This is a genomic window from Salinisphaera sp. LB1, assembly GCF_003177035.1.
Taxonomy (GTDB): domain Bacteria; phylum Pseudomonadota; class Gammaproteobacteria; order Nevskiales; family Salinisphaeraceae; genus Salinisphaera.
The window spans coordinates 1,781,491-1,799,922 of sequence record NZ_CP029488.1 but is presented as its reverse complement, the minus strand read 5'-3'; the positions used below and the strand labels follow the sequence as shown (position 1 = coordinate 1,799,922).

General features: G+C 62.9%; 16 protein-coding genes. 15 read left to right on the top strand and 1 reads right to left on the bottom strand.

Translation table 11 applies throughout. From position 1 onward, the window contains the following. Positions 1-188 precede the first annotated feature (188 nt). From SALB1_RS08105 to SALB1_RS08055, 12 genes are all read left to right on the top strand, one after another. A complete protein-coding gene (locus tag SALB1_RS08105; RefSeq protein WP_109993403.1) occupies positions 189-1,436 on the top strand; it encodes an ABC transporter substrate-binding protein in 1,248 nt (415 codons plus the stop codon). 11 nt (positions 1,437-1,447) lie between these two features. Further along, on the top strand, positions 1,448-2,323 hold the full coding sequence (locus tag SALB1_RS08100; protein WP_199678732.1) for a branched-chain amino acid ABC transporter permease: 876 nt from the start codon (positions 1,448-1,450) through the stop codon (positions 2,321-2,323). Next, a complete protein-coding gene (locus tag SALB1_RS08095; protein WP_109993402.1) occupies positions 2,320-4,806 on the top strand; it encodes an ATP-binding cassette domain-containing protein in 2,487 nt (828 codons plus the stop codon). The genes SALB1_RS08100 and SALB1_RS08095 overlap by 4 nt, the downstream gene beginning before the upstream one ends. A gap of 37 nt (positions 4,807-4,843) precedes the next feature. Next, positions 4,844-5,617, top strand: coding sequence for an SDR family NAD(P)-dependent oxidoreductase (locus tag SALB1_RS08090; protein ID WP_199678731.1), 774 nt, complete (start codon positions 4,844-4,846; stop codon positions 5,615-5,617). A 29-nt stretch (positions 5,618-5,646) separates the two neighbouring features. Further along, entirely contained in the window at positions 5,647-6,183 is a 537-nt protein-coding gene (locus tag SALB1_RS08085; RefSeq protein ID WP_109993401.1) for a carboxymuconolactone decarboxylase family protein, read from the top strand. Next, positions 6,177-6,971 carry an SDR family NAD(P)-dependent oxidoreductase gene (locus SALB1_RS08080; RefSeq protein ID WP_109993400.1) on the top strand — a complete coding sequence of 265 codons (795 nt, stop codon included), beginning with the start codon at positions 6,177-6,179 and terminating at the stop codon, positions 6,969-6,971. Before SALB1_RS08085 ends, SALB1_RS08080 begins: the two co-directional genes overlap by 7 nt. Positions 6,972-7,018: 47 nt before the next feature. After that, positions 7,019-8,338: a histidinol dehydrogenase gene (gene hisD / locus SALB1_RS08075; RefSeq protein WP_109993399.1), complete on the top strand. Its 1,320-nt coding sequence runs from the start codon at positions 7,019-7,021 to the stop codon at positions 8,336-8,338. 48 nt (positions 8,339-8,386) lie between these two features. After that, positions 8,387-9,412, top strand: coding sequence for a LacI family DNA-binding transcriptional regulator (locus tag SALB1_RS08070; protein ID WP_109993398.1), 1,026 nt, complete (start codon positions 8,387-8,389; stop codon positions 9,410-9,412). A gap of 67 nt (positions 9,413-9,479) precedes the next feature. Beyond that, on the top strand, positions 9,480-10,232 hold the full coding sequence (locus SALB1_RS08065) for an SDR family NAD(P)-dependent oxidoreductase (protein WP_158590679.1): 753 nt from the start codon (positions 9,480-9,482) through the stop codon (positions 10,230-10,232). Between the two features lie 351 nt (positions 10,233-10,583). Then, positions 10,584-11,054: an IS1595 family transposase gene (locus tag SALB1_RS08060; RefSeq protein ID WP_370453235.1), complete on the top strand. Its 471-nt coding sequence runs from the start codon at positions 10,584-10,586 to the stop codon at positions 11,052-11,054. 39 nt (positions 11,055-11,093) lie between these two features. Further along, entirely contained in the window at positions 11,094-11,234 is a 141-nt protein-coding gene (locus SALB1_RS19175) for a transposase (RefSeq protein ID WP_222843063.1), read from the top strand. A 101-nt stretch (positions 11,235-11,335) separates the two neighbouring features. Continuing rightward, a complete protein-coding gene (locus SALB1_RS08055; RefSeq protein ID WP_109993395.1) occupies positions 11,336-12,790 on the top strand; it encodes an aminoacyl-histidine dipeptidase in 1,455 nt (484 codons plus the stop codon). 25 nt (positions 12,791-12,815) lie between these two features. On the opposite strand, the gene SALB1_RS08050 is transcribed toward SALB1_RS08055, so the two are convergent. After that, positions 12,816-13,274, bottom strand: a complete 459-nt coding sequence (locus SALB1_RS08050) for a hypothetical protein (protein ID WP_145961281.1) — start codon at positions 13,272-13,274, stop codon at positions 12,816-12,818. Positions 13,275-13,480: 206 nt separating this feature from the next. Here SALB1_RS08050 and SALB1_RS08045 point away from each other — a divergent pair, with 206 nt between their 5' ends. From SALB1_RS08045 to SALB1_RS08035, 3 genes are read left to right on the top strand one after another with little or no spacing between them, the layout of a single operon-like run. Beyond that, positions 13,481-15,193, top strand: a complete 1,713-nt coding sequence (locus tag SALB1_RS08045; RefSeq protein ID WP_109993393.1) for a thiamine pyrophosphate-dependent enzyme — start codon at positions 13,481-13,483, stop codon at positions 15,191-15,193. Further along, on the top strand, positions 15,190-15,675 hold the full coding sequence (locus SALB1_RS08040) for a GNAT family N-acetyltransferase (RefSeq protein WP_109993392.1): 486 nt from the start codon (positions 15,190-15,192) through the stop codon (positions 15,673-15,675). Before SALB1_RS08045 ends, SALB1_RS08040 begins: the two co-directional genes overlap by 4 nt. A gap of 59 nt (positions 15,676-15,734) precedes the next feature. Further along, a complete protein-coding gene (locus SALB1_RS08035) occupies positions 15,735-17,207 on the top strand; it encodes an AMP nucleosidase (protein WP_109993391.1) in 1,473 nt (490 codons plus the stop codon). Positions 17,208-18,432 lie beyond the last annotated feature (1,225 nt).

Sequence of the window (18,432 nt, the reverse complement as noted above, 5' to 3'; positions counted from 1 at the left end):
CTTATTTGAAATTAATTGGATCGATCTCCTTCGTTCCACCTGCAGCGCTTTGCTGGTGCAAAGGTTTGCATATTGTTGCTCTATAGATAACCCTCTGGTAACACCATCTCAAAGCTGTTTACACGGCTTTTTAGGAAATTAAAAAAACAAGCAGATAGCCATAAGGCTTTCCGGCGGAGGAGAAAACCATGACGAACACTATCCATAAACCGAAGCGCCGAGGGGCGCGCAGCCGCCGTGCGTTACTGGCGATGACTGTCTGCGGCTCGCTTCTGGGGGCTTTAACGGCCCATGCCGCAAATCCAATCCGTATCGGGCTATTGCTGCCCAAATCCGGGACCTACGCCGTGCAAGGTGCCCAGGGTCATCAGGGCGCGATGATCGCATTACAGGATTTCGGCGGAAAGATCAATGGCCGCCCGATCAAGATCGTCTGGTACGACGAGAACGGTCCGCAGACGACCCAGCAGAACATGCACAAGCTGATCGAGCAGGACCATGTGGTCGGCGTGACCGGCGGTATTTCCAGCGGCGACATACTGGCCGTGATGCCGATAGCCGAGCGAAGCAAAACGCCGCTCATCGCGACCGGCCCCAATGCGACAGAGATCACCGGCGCAAAGTGTAATCATTACACCTTCCGGGTCGATCTTCCCAACTATACGACCACGCGCACCATTTATCCGTCGTTGGCAAAAAACGGCAAGAACTGGTACTTCATCTCGGCTTCCTATGCGTGGGGCATCGACGGCTACAAGCAGATGAAAGGCCTGCTCGATGCGCACGGCGGCAAGGTGGTGGGGGCCGACGAAACCCCGCTCGGCACGTCGGATTTCAGCTCGTACATTCTCAAGGTGGTATCCAAGAACCCCGATGCGTTGTTTCTCGGCATCGGTGGCAGCGACCTGACGAACTTCCTGAAGCAGTTCCACCAGATGGGTTTGACCGGCAAGATCCCGGTGTCCTCGCTGGTGGCCAACGATACCGACCTGTGGGCGGCCGGCAAGGATGCGGCGACCGGCGTGTATCCCAAGATCTGGAATTACACCGGCGACCAGAACACTGAGAAAAGCAAGCAGTTCGCCAAGGCGTTCGAGGATAAATACGGCAAGCCGCCCGAGTCGGAAGCCTGGCAGGACTACTTCGGCATGAGCGCCCTGCTCACCGCAATCAAGCAGACCGGCTCGACCGATCCGGGCAAGCTCATCAGCTTCCTGGAAAGCCATAAATTCGAGGGCTACAAGCAGCGTCCGATCTATTTCCGCAAGTGGGATCACCAGCTCATCCAGCCGACGCTGGTCGCCGAGGTGCGCAAGACCATCCCCGATCAATATAACTACTTCGAGATCGACAGCGTCCAGCCCGCTGCGGGCAAGCCTCTGGAATCGATCTATCCGAACAAATCGGAAAGCAACTGCCATATGGACTCGAACTAGAGGGGCTCGGCATGGATGCGATGCTGCTGACTTCGCAGCTCGTCAATGGACTGGTCCTCGGCTTTCTGTTCGTACTAATTGCGGTCGGCCTGTCCATCATCTTCGGCATGCTAGGTCTGGTAAACTTTGCCCACGGCGCGTTCTTCGCGCTGGGGGCTTATTTCGCATGGACCCTCAGGCCGTATGTGGGCGACGTTGGGGTGCTGTTTCTGGCGCCGGTCTGTGTTTTTGCAGTGGGCGTGGTGGCCGAGCGATTGCTTTTGCGCCCGCTGTACGACAAGGAACCCTTGCTCAGTCTATTGCTGACGTTCGGGCTGGCGCTGTTCATCGAAGAAGCGATCCGCACCATCTGGGGCTCGATCGGCCATCCGTATGACGCACCGGACTTCCTATCGGGATTCGTGCACTACGGGCCGGTGTTCGTGACCCAGTATCGGCTCGCTGTTCTGGGGATCACCGTATTGTTGCTGATCGGCATTTGGCTGCTGCTGGAGAAGACCCGCTTCGGGCGGATCATCCGGGCCGGTAGCCGCGACGGTGAAATGGTCAACATGCTCGGCGTGAACCTGAAGCGGGTTTTTACGCTGGTGTTCGGCCTGGGCACGGCCCTTGCGGGTATCGCCGGCGTGCTGGCAGCTCCGCTCTGGAGCGTGGTGCCGTCGATCAGCGAACAGGCGATCATGCCGGCGTTCGTGGTGGTGACGATCGGCGGTCTCGGCAGTCTACGGGGCGCGATCGTGAGTGGGCTGCTGGTCGGTATCTCGGTAGCCCTGGCGATCCAGTTCTGGCCGGCGGCATCGAGTGCGGTGATGTATCTACTGATGGTGGCGATCCTGCTGGTCCGCCCGCGTGGCCTGTTCGGTGAAACGTGGGAGCGCTTCGAATGAATGCACTGCGTTCCTATGCCACCCATCCGCTGACCGTCATGGCCGTGGCCCTGGCGCTGCTGCCGATCATCATGCCCATGCTCGGCTCGACCCTGAGCCTGGCGACCCAGGTCGCGCTGTATGCGTTGTATGCCCTGGGCTTCAATCTGCTGCTCGGCTATGTCGGTCTGGTCTCGTTCGGCTCCTCGCTCTTCTTCGGGTTCGCCAGCTATGTCGCCGGTCTGACGGCTTTGCATGTCTGGGCGAACCCCATTTTCAGCATCGTTGCCGCCGTTCTTGCGACGGCTGTAATGAGCGTGTTTGTCGGGCTGCTCATCCTGCGCCGCCGCGGCATCTACTTCGCGCTGCTCACACTGGCCTTCACCCAGCTGTTCTACGAGATCGCTTTTCATTGGACGAACGTGACTGGTGGCGAGAATGGGCTGCAGGGCGTGACCCGACCGGGATTCGCCGATCCGCTGGCCTACTACATATTGACGGCGGTGATCGTGTGGCTGGCAGCGGCCGCGATGCTGCGGGTCGTGCATTCGCCGTTCGGGCGTGTCCTGCAGGTGATCCGCGACGACGAACAGCGCGCGCTGTCGATGGGCTACAACCCGCAGCGTTACAAGCTCGGCGCCTTCGTGCTGTCGTCAGCCCTGGTGGGCCTGGCCGGAGCGCTGCTGACGTTCCTGATTCGAGGCGCCTATGCCGAGAACATGAACTGGCAGCATGCCGGCGACCCGGTGATGATGACGGTCCTGGGCGGCATGCATCATTTCCTCGGCCCGCTCTGGGGTGCGATTCTCTACATCAACCTCGAAGATCAGCTCAGCGTGGTCACCGAGCACTGGTGGCTGATCTTCGGCGCGTTGATGATCGCGGTGGTGCTGCTCTCGCCGGAAGGGCTTTCGGGGCTCGTCAGCCGGCTCGCCGGTCATAACCGTTGGGCGCTGACGCGGGACCGGCTGCCGCCGCGGCCGACCTCTGCGGCGGCCGGCAGGGACACCGCGCCGCCGTTGTCCGGCACCATCCTCGAGGTACAGGGGCTGTCCAAACGGTTCGGGAAGATCGTCACCGCCGATCGCATCGATCTCAGCGTGGAAGCCGGATCCATCCACGGTGTTCTCGGGCCCAACGGCGCCGGCAAGACCACGTTCTTCAACATGCTCAGCGGCCTGCTGGCGCCCGATGAAGGCCGTATTTTGTTTGCCGGCCGCGACATCACGCGCCTGCCCACGAACAAGCGTGCCATGCAAGGGCTGGTGCGTTCGTTTCAGGTGGTTTCCGTGCCCGACAACCTCACGGTGTTCGAGGCGGTTCGGGTCGCTGCGCAGGCCAAGCATGGACGGCGGGCTTCGCTCTGGGCCCGAGCCTACGGGCTGGACGAAGTGAATGCGCTGGCCTGGCAGGCGCTCGATGAAGTCGGGCTCGATGCCAAGGCCGGCGATATCGTGATGAACCTGCCGCACGGCGAAAAAAGGTTGCTGGACATCGCGATCGCGCTCGCCGGCCAGCCCAGCATGCTCCTGCTCGACGAGCCGCTGGCCGGCTTGGCGGATGCCGAGCGCGAGACGGTCAGCCAGCTGATCCGTCGTCTGGCTGCGCAGCACACCATTCTGTTGATCGAACACGACATCGACCGCGTGGTGGCGCTGTCCAACCGTTTGAGCGTTTTCCATCAAGGCAAGCTCATCGCCGATGGCCCGCCTGACGAAGTAGTCAACCACCCGGACGTTGTTCATGCCTATCTTGGCGAGGGGCATGCAGACGATCGCGAGCGCACGGCCTTGCCAGAGGCCACCGAGCGCGGCGAGACGCTGATCAGCCTCGACAACGTGGCGTCGGGCTACCATGGCAGCCGGGTGCTCAGCGGGCTGTCCATGGAAGTCGACGTCGGCGAAACCGTGGCCCTTCTGGGTCGAAACGGGGTGGGCAAGACCACGACGTTGTCGACCCTGATCGGCATTCTGCCCGTGGACGATGGGCAGATCCGCTTCGACGGTCTGGACATCACCAAACTGCCGGCCCATGCCGTCAATCGGCTGGGGATTTCCATCGTGCCGCAGGGGCGGCGAATATTTCCCAACCTGACGGTGGCCGACAATCTACGAGTGGCCCAACGCAGTGGCGGATGGTCGCTGGAGGAGGCTTACGAGCTGTTTCCCAAGCTACGCACCCTGGCTTCGTCGGCGGGTGGGAATCTGAGCGGGGGCGAGCAACAGATGCTCGCGATCGCGCGCGCTCTGATGGCGCCGACCCGGCTGTTGCTGCTCGACGAACCATTCGAAGGGCTCGCCCCGTCGATTGTCGCTGAAGTGATGCGGGCAGTCGAGCGGCTACGCGGACAGGTCGCGATCCTGCTGATCGAGCAACGGGTGGATCTGGCGCTGCAGATCGCAAGCCGTGCCTATGTCATGGTCAACGGTTCGATTGCGTTAACGGCCCCGACCCGGGAGCTGAGCCTCGGTGACGAGCGGCTCGGCAAGTTGCTCGGCGTATGAGGGCATACCCGAGCAGGCATCACCGTTCGAGGTGGCCATGAGCATTTCGTCGCTGTTCGATGTATCGACACGCAGCGCGCTCGTGACCGGCTCGACGCGGGGGCTCGGCTTCGCCATGGCCCGGGGCCTGGCTGAAGCCGGCGTCCGGGTGACCGTGCACGGTCGCACCCGCGCCTCGGCCGAACAGGCAGCCGAAAGACTGGCCCGGGCCACGGGAACGGAAGTCGAGGCCTGTGCCTTCGATGTGTCGCAGGCCGACGCGATCGAGGCCGCGCTGAGCGAACGGGTCGACCGAGCCGGTGCGCCCGATATCCTCATCAACAACGCCGGGTTCCAAAAGCGCGGCGAACTGGCCGATTACCCGGCCGCCGACTGGCAGACGCTGATCGATACCAACCTGTCCGGCGTTTTCCATGTCTGCCGCGCGCTGGCGCCGGCCATGCGGGCCCGTGGCTCCGGTAAGATCGTGCTGGTCGGCTCGAGCCACAGCGCGCTGCCGCGTAAGACGGTCGGACCCTATGCGGCCAGCAAGGCAGCCGTGGCAATGCTGGCGAAATCGCTGTCCTGCGAGCTGGCCGGCGACGGCATTCAGGTCAACTGTCTGTCGCCGGGCTTCTATCGCACCGACATCACGCGTGGGCTCTGGGAAGACCCGGAGTTCGATAGCTGGCTGCGCGAACGAACCCCGGCCAGGCGCTGGGGCGAGCCGGACGATCTGATCGGCACGCTGCTTTATCTCTGTGCGCCGGCTTCGGATTTCGTCAGCGGCCAGAATCTTTTCGTCGACGGCGGCCTGACCACCTCGATGTAACCATCAAATGCTGCAAGGAACGATCACCGATGGCGCGAATTCCCTACGCCGATATCGAGGCCGATGCAACGAAACCGCTGGTCGAGCGAATGACGGCGCAGCGCGGCAGCGTGCTGCATCTGTACCGGATGCTGCTGCACAGCCCGCCGGTGGCCGAAGGGTGGCTGGGATTTCTCACGGCCATTCGCCAGCATGCCGATCTGGACGATCGCACGCGCGAGCTCGTGATCATGCGCATCGCCGTACTCAATCAGGCGAGCTACGAAGCCGATCAGCACCGCCCGATCGCGCTGGCTGCCGGCCTGACCGAAGCCCAGCTCGATCAGCTTGCGCAGCCGGACCCGTCCTCGTTTTTCGACGCCAGACAAAGCGCGGTCCTTGCGTTGACCGATGCCATGACCCGAGAGGTCCGGGTCGCGGAAGCGACCCTGTCGCGCGTGCGTGAATATTTCGACGAGCGCGGCGTGGTCGAGCTGGTGGCCACGATCGGCGCCTACAACATGGTCTCGCGGTTTCTGGTCGCTCTCGATGTCCAGAGCAGCGACCAGCCCGACGACCCATGCTGAGTCTGGAAGACAAGGTCGCCTTCGTCACCGGCGTCGGCAACGCCGGCGGTGGCTGGGGCAACGGCCAGGCCATCGCCACGCTGTTTGCGCGCCAGGGCGCATGTGTGTTCGGGCTCGACCGCGATGCGCAGGCACTCGAACGCACGGCCGCGATCGTGCGCCAGGAAGGCGGCACGATCGTGCCCTACGTCTGCGATGTCACCGATGAGGCCCAGGTCGGCGAAGCCGTTTCCAAGTGCATGGCGGCATTCGGGCGGCTGGATATCCTCGTCAATAACGTTGGGCGCTCGGAGCCCGGCGGCCCGGCCGAGCTATCACCCGCGGTCTGGCATGAACAGATCGCGACCAATCTCGACAGCGCCTATCACTGCTGTCATCACGTGTTGCCGATCATGGAAGCGGCCGGCAGCGGCAGTATCGTCAGCGTATCGTCGGTGGCAGGTCTGCGCTATATCGGCAAGGATCAGGTCGGCTACGCTTCGGCCAAGGCCGCGCTCATGCAGATGACGAGCACGACGGCCGTGATCTATTCCGGACGCGGCGTACGTCTGAACTGCGTGGTGCCCGGGCTGATCGATACGCCGCTGGTACGACGGCTGGCCGACAAATACGCCGCCGGCGAATACGATCATTTCGTTGCGCAGCGCCGCGCCCAGGTGCCCATGGGCCGCATGGGCGATGCCTGGGATGTCGCCCATGCCGCGCTTTATCTGGCCAGCGATGAAGCGCGCTATATCACCGGGCAGTCCCTCGTCGTCGACGGCGGGCTGACCTGTCGAACCCCCTGACGCACAGTGGCCGCCACTGTTCGCGTACGCCAAGTAAGGACAACATCATGGCAAAAATTCTGAAATCCGGATTCGATCAGGGCCAGATCAAGGCGGCCGACCAAAAGGTCCGACAGACGGTTACCGACATACTGGCGGATGTGGAAGCGCGCGGCGACGAGGCGGCACGCGAGTTGTCCGAGCATTTCGACAACTGGTCGCCGGACAGCTTCCGGATGACCGAGGACGAAATCGCCGATGCGATCGCAAAGGTCGATGAACGCGATCTGGAAGACATTCGCTACGCCCAGTCCCAGATCCGCTATTTCGCGGAACAGCAGAAAGCTTGCCTCAAGGATCTGGAGGTCGAGACCCAGCCCGGCGTGATTCTGGGGCATCGCAATATCCCGGTCAGCGCGGTCGGCTGTTACATCCCGGGCGGCAAATACCCGATGATTGCTTCGGCCCATATGAGCGTGCTTACGGCGAAGGTGGCCGGGGTCAAGCGAGTGGTGGCTGCAGCCCCGCCGTTCGAGGGTCTGCCGCATCCGGCGATCGTGGCGGCCATGCATTATGCCGGAGCCGACGAAATACTCGTGCTCGGCGGCGTCCAGGCGATGGCGGCCATGGCGCTGGGCACTGAATCGATCGAGCCCGTGGACATGCTGGTTGGGCCGGGCAATATGTTTGTGGCCGAAGCCAAGCGCCAGCTGTTCGGTCAGGTGGGCATCGATCTGCTTGCCGGGCCGACAGAAACCATGGTCATCGCCGACGACAGCGTGGACGCCGAGCTCTGCGCGATCGATCTGCTGGGCCAGGCCGAGCACGGCCCGACGTCGCCGGCGGTGCTGATCACCGACTCGGAGACTCTGGCCAACGAGGTGCTCGCGGCTGTCGAAGAACAGCTCAAGGTGCTGCCGACCGCCGAGGTAGCAGCCCAGGCGTGGCGCGATTACGGCCAGGTGATCGTCTGTCGCGATCGCGACGAGATGCTCGAACAGGCCGAGGAACTGGCCTTCGAGCATGTCCAGGTCATGACCCGCGAGCCGGATTTCTTTGCCGACAACCTGAACTCTTACGGCGCGCTGTTCGTGGGGCCGCGCACCAACGTGGCGTTTGGGGACAAGGTCATCGGCACCAACCACACCCTGCCGACCCGGCGTGCCGGGCGCTATACCGGCGGTCTGTGGGTTGGCAAGTTCATCAAGACCCATACCTATCAACGGATCACAACGGACGAAGCCTCGGCGCGGGTTGGTGCGGTCGCCTCCCGACTCTGTATGCTCGAAGGATTCCGGGGACATGCAGAACAGGCGAATGCAAGAGTGCGCCGCTATGGCAATCGCGATGTCGAACCCTATACGGCCGCGCCGCGTGACACGGACTGAGACTGAGCCACAGCTGCGTGGCCTGCAGGCGAACCGAAGGCTTGCCGCGTGAGTGTCGATCACGGCTCGTCGGCAAGCGTGGTCGCACGCCAGGTTGCCGAGGCGCTTGGCGTGTCGATTTCGACCGTGTCCCGGGCCTTCACGCCCAATTCGGTGATCGCTGATTCAACCCGGCGCCGGGTACTGCGCAAGGCGGCGCAACTGGGTTATCAACCGAATCCGCATGCGCGTTCGCTGAAAACGAACCGCAGCCGCATCGTGGCCATCGTTGTCTCCGATCTGGCGAACCCTTTTTACCCCGAGGTATTGACTGGGCTGAGCGAGGCTCTTGAGTACAATGGCTTCAGCGTCATGTTGTTTTGCCGACATCGTGCGAAGACCCTCGACGATACTTTCCACAGCGCGTTTCGATATCAGCCGGACGTACTGGTTGCTCTCGCCGCCACCATGTCCTCGGCTGCGATCGATTCCGCAGTTGCCGCCGGAATCGCAGTAGTCCTGTTCAATCGGTATGTTCCCGGCAACTCATCGATTGCCGTTACCTGCGATAACGAAGCGGGCGGTGAGGCAGTAGCGAACTATCTCGTCGACCGTCAGCTAACCCGGCTAGCTTATGTAGCCGGTGATCTCGATGCAACAACCAATCGCGATCGCGAAATCGGGTTCATCCGGGCTTGTCGGCGACGCGGCCTATCAAAACCCAAGTCCATACAGGCGCAGCGTTTCACTCATGATGCCGGGCTCGCTGCGGGCCGCCTGCTCATTGACAGGCACCGTGGCGACATCGATGGCGTATTCTGCGCTAATGACGTCCTGGCACTGGGTGTACTCGACGCCATGCGAGAGCAAGGAATCGGCGTACCCGACGAGCTTTCGGTGATCGGGTTCGACGACATCGCGATGGCTGGGTGGGCTTCTTACCAATTGACGACGTATCGACAACCCGTCGAAGAAATGATCGCTGCGACCGCCGATGTTATAAGCGAAATGTCTCGGGCCGGTTTTTCGGCCGGCACGCGAATCAATATTCCTGGGCACATCGTTAGCCGACACACGGTTAGCGAGGTGATGTGAAGGGCGAGAAAAGCGCGCTGATAGTGCGGCGCCAACCGTAAACGCTATGGGGGAAGGCAGCCTCATCATGACCTATCGATCGAATTCCGAACCCCGAATAGTCCTCATTACGGGCGGGCTGAGCGGCATTGGTCTCGCCTGCGCACATCGGTTTGCGGATGAGGGCGACCAGGTATTCGTGACGACGCGTAGCGAGAAACGCGCGGTGGAGTTCGCGGCCAAACCTGGTTCATTTCCAGGTTCAATCGATCCCATTGTTGCCAACCTTGATACGCCCTCGTCCATTGCAGCGTTATTAAAAGAGGTTGGAAGTATCGACGTGCTCGTAAATAACGCAGGCTTGAATCGCCCTCGACCATTTCTCGAGTTCGAGATCGAGGATTTCGATGCGATTATGAGCGTGAACCTCAGATCGGTTTTCATGGTCACACAAGCGGTGGCGAAAACGATGATTGAGGCAGGATGTACCGGAAAAATCGTGGTGATATCCTCACAGGCTGGCTTCGTCGGCCTCCCGGAGCGCACTGCCTATTGCGCTAGCAAGCACGCCGTCGAAGGACTGATCAAAGCTGTGGCTGTCGATCTGGCCGGCACGGGAGTACAGATCAATAGCGTGGCTCCGACTTTCGTGGAGACAGAAATGACCCGTGAGACGCTTGCCCGCGACGAGTTTCGAGAACTTATCAACCGCAAGCTTTTGACCGAGGCGTTACCGAAATTGAGCGATGTGGCTAATGCTGTGCATTTCCTCGCATCGGACCGGCTGGGAAGTATCACGGGGACTACTCTGCGTGTCGATGGTGGCTGGACAGCACACTAGACACCATGGATTGCATCTCAATCCATGGTGTACTTGGGATAGGCCAAAATCAGCGCCCAAAAAGTCTTTTTGGCACAGATGCTTACGATGCAATCCATATCAGGAGTCTGTCGGACTGAGCCCGGCGGTGTGACTGGTTGTCGCGTGTCGGACGTTGCGCCCCGTTTTTTTCGCGATAACGCGGATCAGATCGTTGGGGTTAAAAGCGACAGGGGGGATCGCTCCTTACGCGCTCAGGGTATACAGTTTCAGCTCTTCTGCACTGATATGCGCTAAAAAGGGATGAATGCGAAGCCGCATTGATTAGTCGCGCTGGCCGCGCTGCTTTGCCTATCTGGCGGTCGCTGTAATTTGCACATCACATTCGAACGGGCCGGAGCGCCCACTGGCAGTGCCCTCGCTGTCGGCATCAGACGACGGCAACGGCCGGCACAATCTTCGCGTCCACCAAAATTGCCGCTTACGATATGGTTTCTGGCTATGCATCGGCTAACCCAGGCCCAGAACAACGTCTCGGTACTGAAACTCATTCTTCATCTGGGCGTGGGCTATCGTGCGGCGTGGCGGGTCAAGCATAAGCTGCTGCATACCATGGACGAGCGTGAATCGCGCCGTCAGCTGGCCGGTGGGGTCGAGATCGACGGTGCCTATCTGGGTGGGGAGCGTACCGGCAAATACCGGCGTGGCTCGCCCAACAAGGCACCGTTTGTCATCGGCGTCTCTACCATGGGCGACAACCCGCCGCACCAGTTCGCCATTCACCTCAGGCCATTTACCAAAGACGCGATCAGCGCATGGGCGGCGCTGCACGCCAACACGTAGGCGTGGTCGGACGGCCTGTCAGCGCCCGGTGCACTAGCCGTGGAATTGACCGCACATCATCCTGTGATTACCGGTTCCGTACAGGCAGCGGCGGAGCACGCCGAATTCCGTTGTGTGAATAGCGTCCTCGGGAATCTCAAGACCACCATTGTCGGCACCAACTACATCTTCAAGGGTTGACCGATCCAGAGTCTGGCTTCTGATCAACGCGCCACCACTGCCAGAGTCACGGCCCATACGCTAGGATTCTTGGGTTTTCATAGACTCAGAGGGCCGACGCCGTGAACACACACCTCGAACAACTCGAACCGACGCTGCTGTGGCAGCATTTCCGTACCTTCTGCGACACCCCGCGCCCGTCCTGGCACGAGGACGCGATCCTGTCGAAGATCGAAGCCTGGGCGGATGATCGCGGCTTCGCGCATGAACGCGACGAAGCCAATAACCTGCGTATCGTCAAACCCGCCACGCCGGGCCACGAAAACGCGCCGGGCGTGGTGCTGCAAGGCCATGTCGACATGGTCGCCGAAACCGATGCCGGCGTGGACCACGATTTCCAAAGGGATCCGATCGAAACCTTCGTCGAGGACGGCTGGCTGAAGGCGCGCGGCACCACGCTCGGCGCCGACAATGGCATCGGCGCCGCCGCCGCGCTGGCAATCCTGGACGACGACACACTCGAACATGGCCCCATCGAGGTGTTGCTGACCGTGGCCGAGGAAGTCTCGCTGGTGGGCGCGGCCAACCTCGCGTCCCAATGGCTGGACGGTCGCCTGCTGCTCAACCTGGACACGGAGGAGGAAGGCGAGGTCTGCATCGGCTGTGCCGGCGGCGCCAACGTCACCACCGAAACCGAGCTGGCCGAGCACCCGCTCGAAGGTAACCTCACCGTGTTCAAGGTCGGTGTGCGCGGCCTGACTGGGGGCCATTCGGGCATGGACATCCACACCGGGCGCGCCAGTGCCAACCGTCTGTTAGCGCGTGCGCTGCATCAACTGCTCCCGCTCGGCCTGCGCCTGGTCGACTACGACGGCGGGCGCATGGACAACGCCATCACCCGGGCGGCCTGGGCGACCGTGGCGCTGCCGGATGCCGCCTTCGACGAAGCCACCGCGGAACTGGTGGAGCTGGAAGCGATATTCAAGAAAGAGTTGGCCGGCGTGGATGGCCATGTCAGCGTCGACCAGGATCGCGCCGACGCCGACAAAGCCTTGTCAACCAGCGACACCAAGCGCCTGGTGCGCCTGCTCTATGCCCTGCCCTACGGCGTGGAACGCATGAGCCTGGCCGCGCCCGGCGTGGTCGAAACCTCCAACAATATCGGCGTGGTGCAGGTCGCCGACGGCTTGTTCACTGCCGCGCTCATGGTGCGCTCGCTGATGGATTCCGCGCGCGACTCGCTGGCCGACCGGATTGCCACGATGTTCGAGCTGGCCGGCTTTCCGGTGACGCGCGAACGCGGCTACCCCGGCTGGGCGCCGAACCCGAAGTCCTCACTGCTGGCGCGCTTCGTGGCCGTGCATGAGCGCGTGACCGGGCAAAAACCTCAGGTCAAGGTCATCCACGCCGGGCTGGAATGCGGGCTGATCGGAGCGCGTTACCCGAAGATGGACATGATCTCGTTCGGGCCGACCATTCGTGGCGCGCACTCGCCCGCGGAGCGGGTGGATATCGCCGCGGTCGGCAATTTCTACGAGATCCTGCGCGCAACCCTCACCGAACTGGCCCAAGCCTGAAACAACGGTTCGGGGCGCCCGGTTCTTACGCCGGGGCGCCCCGGGCCATTGTGCGCAGCGCCAGGGCGTGCCGCTCGACCGCGGACAGGCGCCGCCGGGCCCGGGCGAGCAGCTCCGTTTCCTCGTGCTGCATCGATTCCGCGCCGTCGCGCAGGGCCGCCGTGAGTTGATGGCGCAGATCCAACCGGGCCGCGCCCCCGGTGGCCGACACCAGCCATTCGCGGATCGTGGCCCAGTCATGGGCCGGCTCGCCGGACCCGGGCGGCACCTCGGCCCCGTCGCGCGCGGCGAGATAGGCACGCAGCCAGGCCTCGCGCGGCTCGTGCACGCGCTGTTCATACTCGACATAGCCGGCCACCAGCGTGCGAAGCCGTGCCGCCGAATGCGGGCGGGCACGTACATAGCGCGGCAGCTCATCCACGATCCGGCGCGCCAGACTCGTGAGATAGCCATGATCGGCACTCAAGGTGTCGACAATATCCATCGCCTTACTCTCCATCGTGTCCGGGAGGACTTCCAGCACAGCCTGTCCGATCGCCGGCCGGGGGTATTTGATGCAGATCAACGGCATTCCGCCGATGGCTGCGCAGGCCTCGTCAGCCCAGGCCGCGCAACACAACGGATGGCACCCGGGCCCGACCCAGGTTGTATGATCGAGCGATCGAGAAACCCGTGAACCCGAGCCGTGCAATGAGTCAGAACGTCGCAGAAATCATGGTCGCCACCCTGCTTGAAGCGGGCGCCAAGCGCTGCTACGGCGTGGTCGGCGACACCATCAACCACCTCACCGATGCCATCCGCCGCTCGGAAATGGACTGGGTCCACGTCCGCCACGAGGAAGTCGGTGGCTTCGCGGCCGGCGGCGAGGCCTATCTGACCGGCGAGCTGGCCTGCTGTGCGGGCACCTGCGGGCCGGGCAGCACCCATTTCATCAACGGCTTGCTGGAATCGCACCGCAACGGCGCGCCGGTGGTGTTCATCGCCTCGCAGGTGGCAACCGCCGAGATGGGCGTCGGCTTTCCGCAGGACGTGGACCAGCGTCCACTGTATTCGCAGTACAGCGTGTTCTGCGAATACGTCGCCAGCCCCGAGAATGCCAGGCGTCTGACCGCCATCGCCGCGCAGAAGGCGCTCAACGAAGGCGGCGTCGCCGTGTTGATCGTGCCGGGCGATATCTTCACCGCCAGGCCCGAGAATCCGCTGCCCTGGCGCACGATGCGCTTCGATCCGGTCATCCGCCCGTCCGAGTCCGAACTGGACGCCGTGGTCGCCGCGCTCGACGCGGGCAGGAAAGTCTCCATCTATGCCGGCTACGGCTGCGCCGACGCCCACGACGAAGTGATCGCGCTGGCCGACAAGCTCGGCGCGCCGATCGCCTGGACTTCGCGCGCCAAGGACTTCATCGAATACGACAACGAACTGGAAGTGGGCATGACCGGCGTGTTCGGGCTGGCCGGCGGTTATCGTGCGGTCTCCGAATGCGACACCCTGCTGCTGCTCGGCTGCAGTTTCGCCTGGGCCCAGTTCTATCCCGAGGACGCGACCCTCATCCAGGTCGATATCGCCGCCGGCCAGATCGGCCTGCGCCACCCGGTGGATATCGGCGTGATCGGCTCGGTGCGCGATACCTGTGCAGCGCTCCTCGAACGTATCCAGCCCCACGACGACCGCGACTGGGTCAACGCCTGCCGCCAGACCTATCTCGAATCACTCGATGACGCGGCGGTCGAATCGGAGGACGACGGCCTGATTCATCCCCAGGAACTCACGCTCGCGCTCGATCGGCACGGGGCCGACGATGCCGTGTTCACCGCCGACGGCGGCAGCCCGATGGTGTGGTGTCTGCGTCATATCAAGGCCAACGGCAAGCGCCGGACCCTGCCGAGCCTGGTCCACGGCACCATGGCGAATGCCTATCCACAGGCGCTCGGCATCAGCCGGGCCTATCCGGGCCGCCAGGTGATCGCCATGTGCGGCGACGGCGGACTGTCCATGCTCATGGGCGATCTGCTCACGCTGGCCCAGTTCGAAATCCCGCTCAAGATCGTGATCTTCAACAACAGCTCGCTCGGGTTCGTGGAACTGGAACAGAAGGTCGACGGCCTGCTGGATGCGTATACCGAATTGAAGAACCCGGATTTCGGCGCGCTGGCGCATGCCATCGGCCTGTGGGGCCGCAAGATCGAGGCCAAGCACGAACTCGACGGCGCCGTGGCCGAACTGCTCGCCCACGACGGCCCCGGCATTCTCGATGTGAAGGTCAATCGCATGGAACTGGTGATGCCGCCGCATATCGAATTCGGCCAGGTGGCCTCCACCGCACTGTATTCGACCAAGGCCGTGCTATCCGGGCGCATGGGCGAAGTGGTCGACCTGGTACGCAATAACTTCTGGACGCGATGACCCCGACCGTCGACGCCCGGTTTGCGCTGCGCAAGCCCGAACCCGGCGACTATGCGCAACTGACCCGCTGGATCTCGGATGCCCATGCCGCGCAGCGTTGGGCCGGTCCGAATACGCCCTGGCCGCTGGACGGTCCGGGCTTGGCGCTCGCGTTGCATCGCGAACAAGCCCGCCCCCATGCGCTGGTGGACGCAACCGGCAGCTTGATCGCCTTCGGCGAATACTATTTCAAGCCGCCCGCCATCGTGCGCTTCGCCCGCCTGATCGTGAACCCGGCCCGGCGAGGCCAGCGCATCATAGATACACTGATTCTCCGGCTTGCCGCAGAGGCCGACCGGCATGGCGCGGCGAACACGCTCGAACTGGCCGTATTTGCCGACAATGCCCAGGCCGTTCGCGCATACAAGCGGCTCGGTTTTGGCGTCTGCAAGGGGATACTTGGCGACGACATCATGACCTTGCAGCGCGCCGCGTTCCACTGACGCTTCGAGCTGCTAATCTCGCTCCGACAACGGAACCGACGCACAAGGATCACCACGAAATGCCCGGCACCGCACACGGCAACGCCCGCGATCTGCAATCCTTCGACACCGCCGAGGCCGCCCTTGCCCGGATCGAATCGCTGTATGCGGCCGCGCATGCGCAGATGGCCGACCGGCATCGTCGGTTCGTGGCCGGTGAGCACGCGCCGGAACCCCTGCCGGCGGCCTACTACCCCTACGTCGGCATCGAAACCACGCCGGATCGACTGGTCAGCCCGGTGCGGCCGACCTACGGCTCGCTGCGCAAGGGCGGTGTGCACGGCACCACGGTCACCCGGCCGGATCTGTTCCACGATTACCTGCTGGAACAACTGTCGTTGCTGATCGAAAACCACGGCGCGCCGATCCAGGTCGGCCTGTCGGATCAGCCGATCCCGCTGCCGTTCATGATTGAACAGGCCACGGCCAATCTCACGCCGGCGGAGGTACGGGCGATGGAACAGGCCTTCGATCTGCCGGATCTGGCCAACATGAACGACGCGATTCCCAACAGCACGCATCGCACCCAGCCCGGCCAACCGTTCCCGTTGGCGCTGTTCGATGCCCAGCGCACCGATCTGGCCCTGCAACGCCTGGCGCACTACACCGGCACCGACCCATCGTATTTCCAGGGCTTCGTACTGCTGACCAACTACCAGCGCTATGTCGACGATTTCGCCACTTATGCCCATGAACAGATCGCCCACCACGACGAGTACACCGGCTTCATCTCGCCGGGCGACGTGGTCGAGCCCAACCCCCGCTTCGATCATCTGAGTGCCGGCGGCGAGACGCCGAAGCATCTGCCGCCGATGCCGGCCTATCACCTGACCCGCGAGGACGGCCTCGGCGTCACGCTGATCAACATCGGCATGGGCCCGGCGAATGCCAAGACCATCACCGATCATGTGGCCGTACTGCGCCCGCACTGCTGGCTGATGATCGGCCACTGCGGCGGCCTGCGCCGCTCCCAGCAACTGGGCGACTACGTGCTCGCCCACGCCTACGTGCGCGAGGATCATGTCCTCGATCAGGACCTGCCGCCGTGGGTGCCGATCCCGCCGATCGCCGAAATGCAGATCGCGCTCGAACAGGCCGTGTCCGGCGTGACCGGGCTGTCCAAACGCAACCTTAAAAATCGCCTGCGCACCGGCACCGTCGCCAGCACCGACAACCGGAACTGGGAATTCCGCTACGACGAACTCTACGAACGCTTCTCCCAGTCGCGCGCCATCGCCATCGACATGGAAAGCGCGACCATCGCCGCCAACGGCTTTCGCCTGCGCGTGCCCTACGGCACCCTGCTGTGCGTATCCGACAAGCCCATGCACGGCGAACTCAAGCTGCGCAGCATGGCCAACGCCTTCTACCAGAGCCAGGTCCAGCAGCATCTGGCCATCGGCCTGGAAACACTCAAGCTGATCCGCGAATCGGGCGTCGAAGCCCTGCATTCACGCAAGCTGCGCTCGTTCGACGAGCCGGCGTTTCGCTGACACCGGCACCCTCGGAAAACGTCTTACCCGCCAGCGGTCCGGTTGCATTTCGAGCGCGGGCCCCCGCTGTTCCGACTCGCGCACGCCATCACCGAAGGCCACGAACTCTTTCGTTCCGTCGGGCAGCACGCCAATGATGACCAGCCTACAGGCGCGCGTATCGTCGCCTGGTAGGTTGAACTGCATGCCATCCGCCCAACCATACAGATGACGATGAGCGCTCAGCTCCCGGGGGACCGAGGCGTCGTGTTCGGTGCGCCCCTACTGTTTCAATCGGGATAGCGTCGCCGCCGATACGCTCGCCGCGCCGTCACGCAGCACGACCGTCAGCGCTTAGCTGAAGTCGCCAGTCGAAAAAATGCCTTTGAGATACAGCCACGGCAACCGCGCTTCGATCCAGGGCGTGCGGCGCCGCAGGATGGTCCGTGGATCGTCGGTCTCGGTTGCTGGTCTCGTCGTCGAATCATCGGTATCGATTCTTACTTCGTATTCTTCAGGACTGGTTAGTTGGTGGCGCTTCCACTCCAGCGGGATACGCCGTCTTTTTCAATCCTGCCTACACACCGCGTTCAAGCATGGTTCTGGAGTGGCGTCTGGCCCCATAAATCCTGGATGAAGCCGATGGCGACGTGGCGGCGACCTTGGTCTCCGGCGATTGGGCTTACGAAAGGCAACGGTGTTATATTAATTGTGCAAAGCTAAACGTGCTGTCACGATCCCGTCCCCAACGCGGCACCGGATCGCGCAGTGAGACGACATTTGCGCTGCGCTGCGCTGGACAGAACCCGACGAAAATCTGCGGTTTACCGGCCGGCACTGGTCGGGGGGCAGGGAAGCATGCCTGCAGTGACCGGCGGCGGAGCTTTGCGGAGACAGTGGTGTTCCGGATGGAAACGAGGTTCGGCGATCGCATCAGAGCACGGCGCGTCGACGCCCAAAGCCGCGAACGGTTCATCTGCTGCGCGACAGTCAACCGGATGACACAACTGGAGATGCCTGACCGCTACGCCGTCCGAGCTTATCGGGTCGCCGGTGGGTCTGTCCGGTCCGACTTTATGCACCAAAGACCAGTCCATTCCCGCGCCTTGGCCCGCCGTTGATGGTTGGCGAGGCTATGCCACGCGACCGAAAGCGTTTACCGGTTGCCCCGGGTGGCTGCATAGCCGTTAGTGCCTTGTATCTTGTGCTTGTGTGCGGCTGTGCTCAGGCCTCGGCGAATTCGGGC

Excerpts from the sequence above, each read along its gene's own strand:
- SALB1_RS08105 (WP_109993403.1), top strand. The coding sequence starts at position 189 with ATGACGAACACTATCCATAAACCGAAGCGCCGAGGGGCGCGCAGCCGC.
- SALB1_RS08100 (WP_199678732.1), top strand. The coding sequence starts at position 1,448 with ATGGATGCGATGCTGCTGACTTCGCAGCTCGTCAATGGACTGGTCCTC.
- SALB1_RS08095 (WP_109993402.1), top strand. The coding sequence starts at position 2,320 with ATGAATGCACTGCGTTCCTATGCCACCCATCCGCTGACCGTCATGGCC.
- SALB1_RS08090 (WP_199678731.1), top strand. The coding sequence starts at position 4,844 with ATGAGCATTTCGTCGCTGTTCGATGTATCGACACGCAGCGCGCTCGTG.
- SALB1_RS08085 (WP_109993401.1), top strand. The coding sequence starts at position 5,647 with ATGGCGCGAATTCCCTACGCCGATATCGAGGCCGATGCAACGAAACCG.
- SALB1_RS08080 (WP_109993400.1), top strand. The coding sequence starts at position 6,177 with ATGCTGAGTCTGGAAGACAAGGTCGCCTTCGTCACCGGCGTCGGCAAC.
- hisD (WP_109993399.1), top strand. The coding sequence starts at position 7,019 with ATGGCAAAAATTCTGAAATCCGGATTCGATCAGGGCCAGATCAAGGCG.
- SALB1_RS08065 (WP_158590679.1), top strand. The coding sequence starts at position 9,480 with ATGACCTATCGATCGAATTCCGAACCCCGAATAGTCCTCATTACGGGC.
- SALB1_RS08050 (WP_145961281.1), bottom strand. The coding sequence starts at position 13,274 with ATGGATATTGTCGACACCTTGAGTGCCGATCATGGCTATCTCACGAGT.
- SALB1_RS08045 (WP_109993393.1), top strand. The coding sequence starts at position 13,481 with ATGAGTCAGAACGTCGCAGAAATCATGGTCGCCACCCTGCTTGAAGCG.
- SALB1_RS08040 (WP_109993392.1), top strand. The coding sequence starts at position 15,190 with ATGACCCCGACCGTCGACGCCCGGTTTGCGCTGCGCAAGCCCGAACCC.
- SALB1_RS08035 (WP_109993391.1), top strand. The coding sequence starts at position 15,735 with ATGCCCGGCACCGCACACGGCAACGCCCGCGATCTGCAATCCTTCGAC.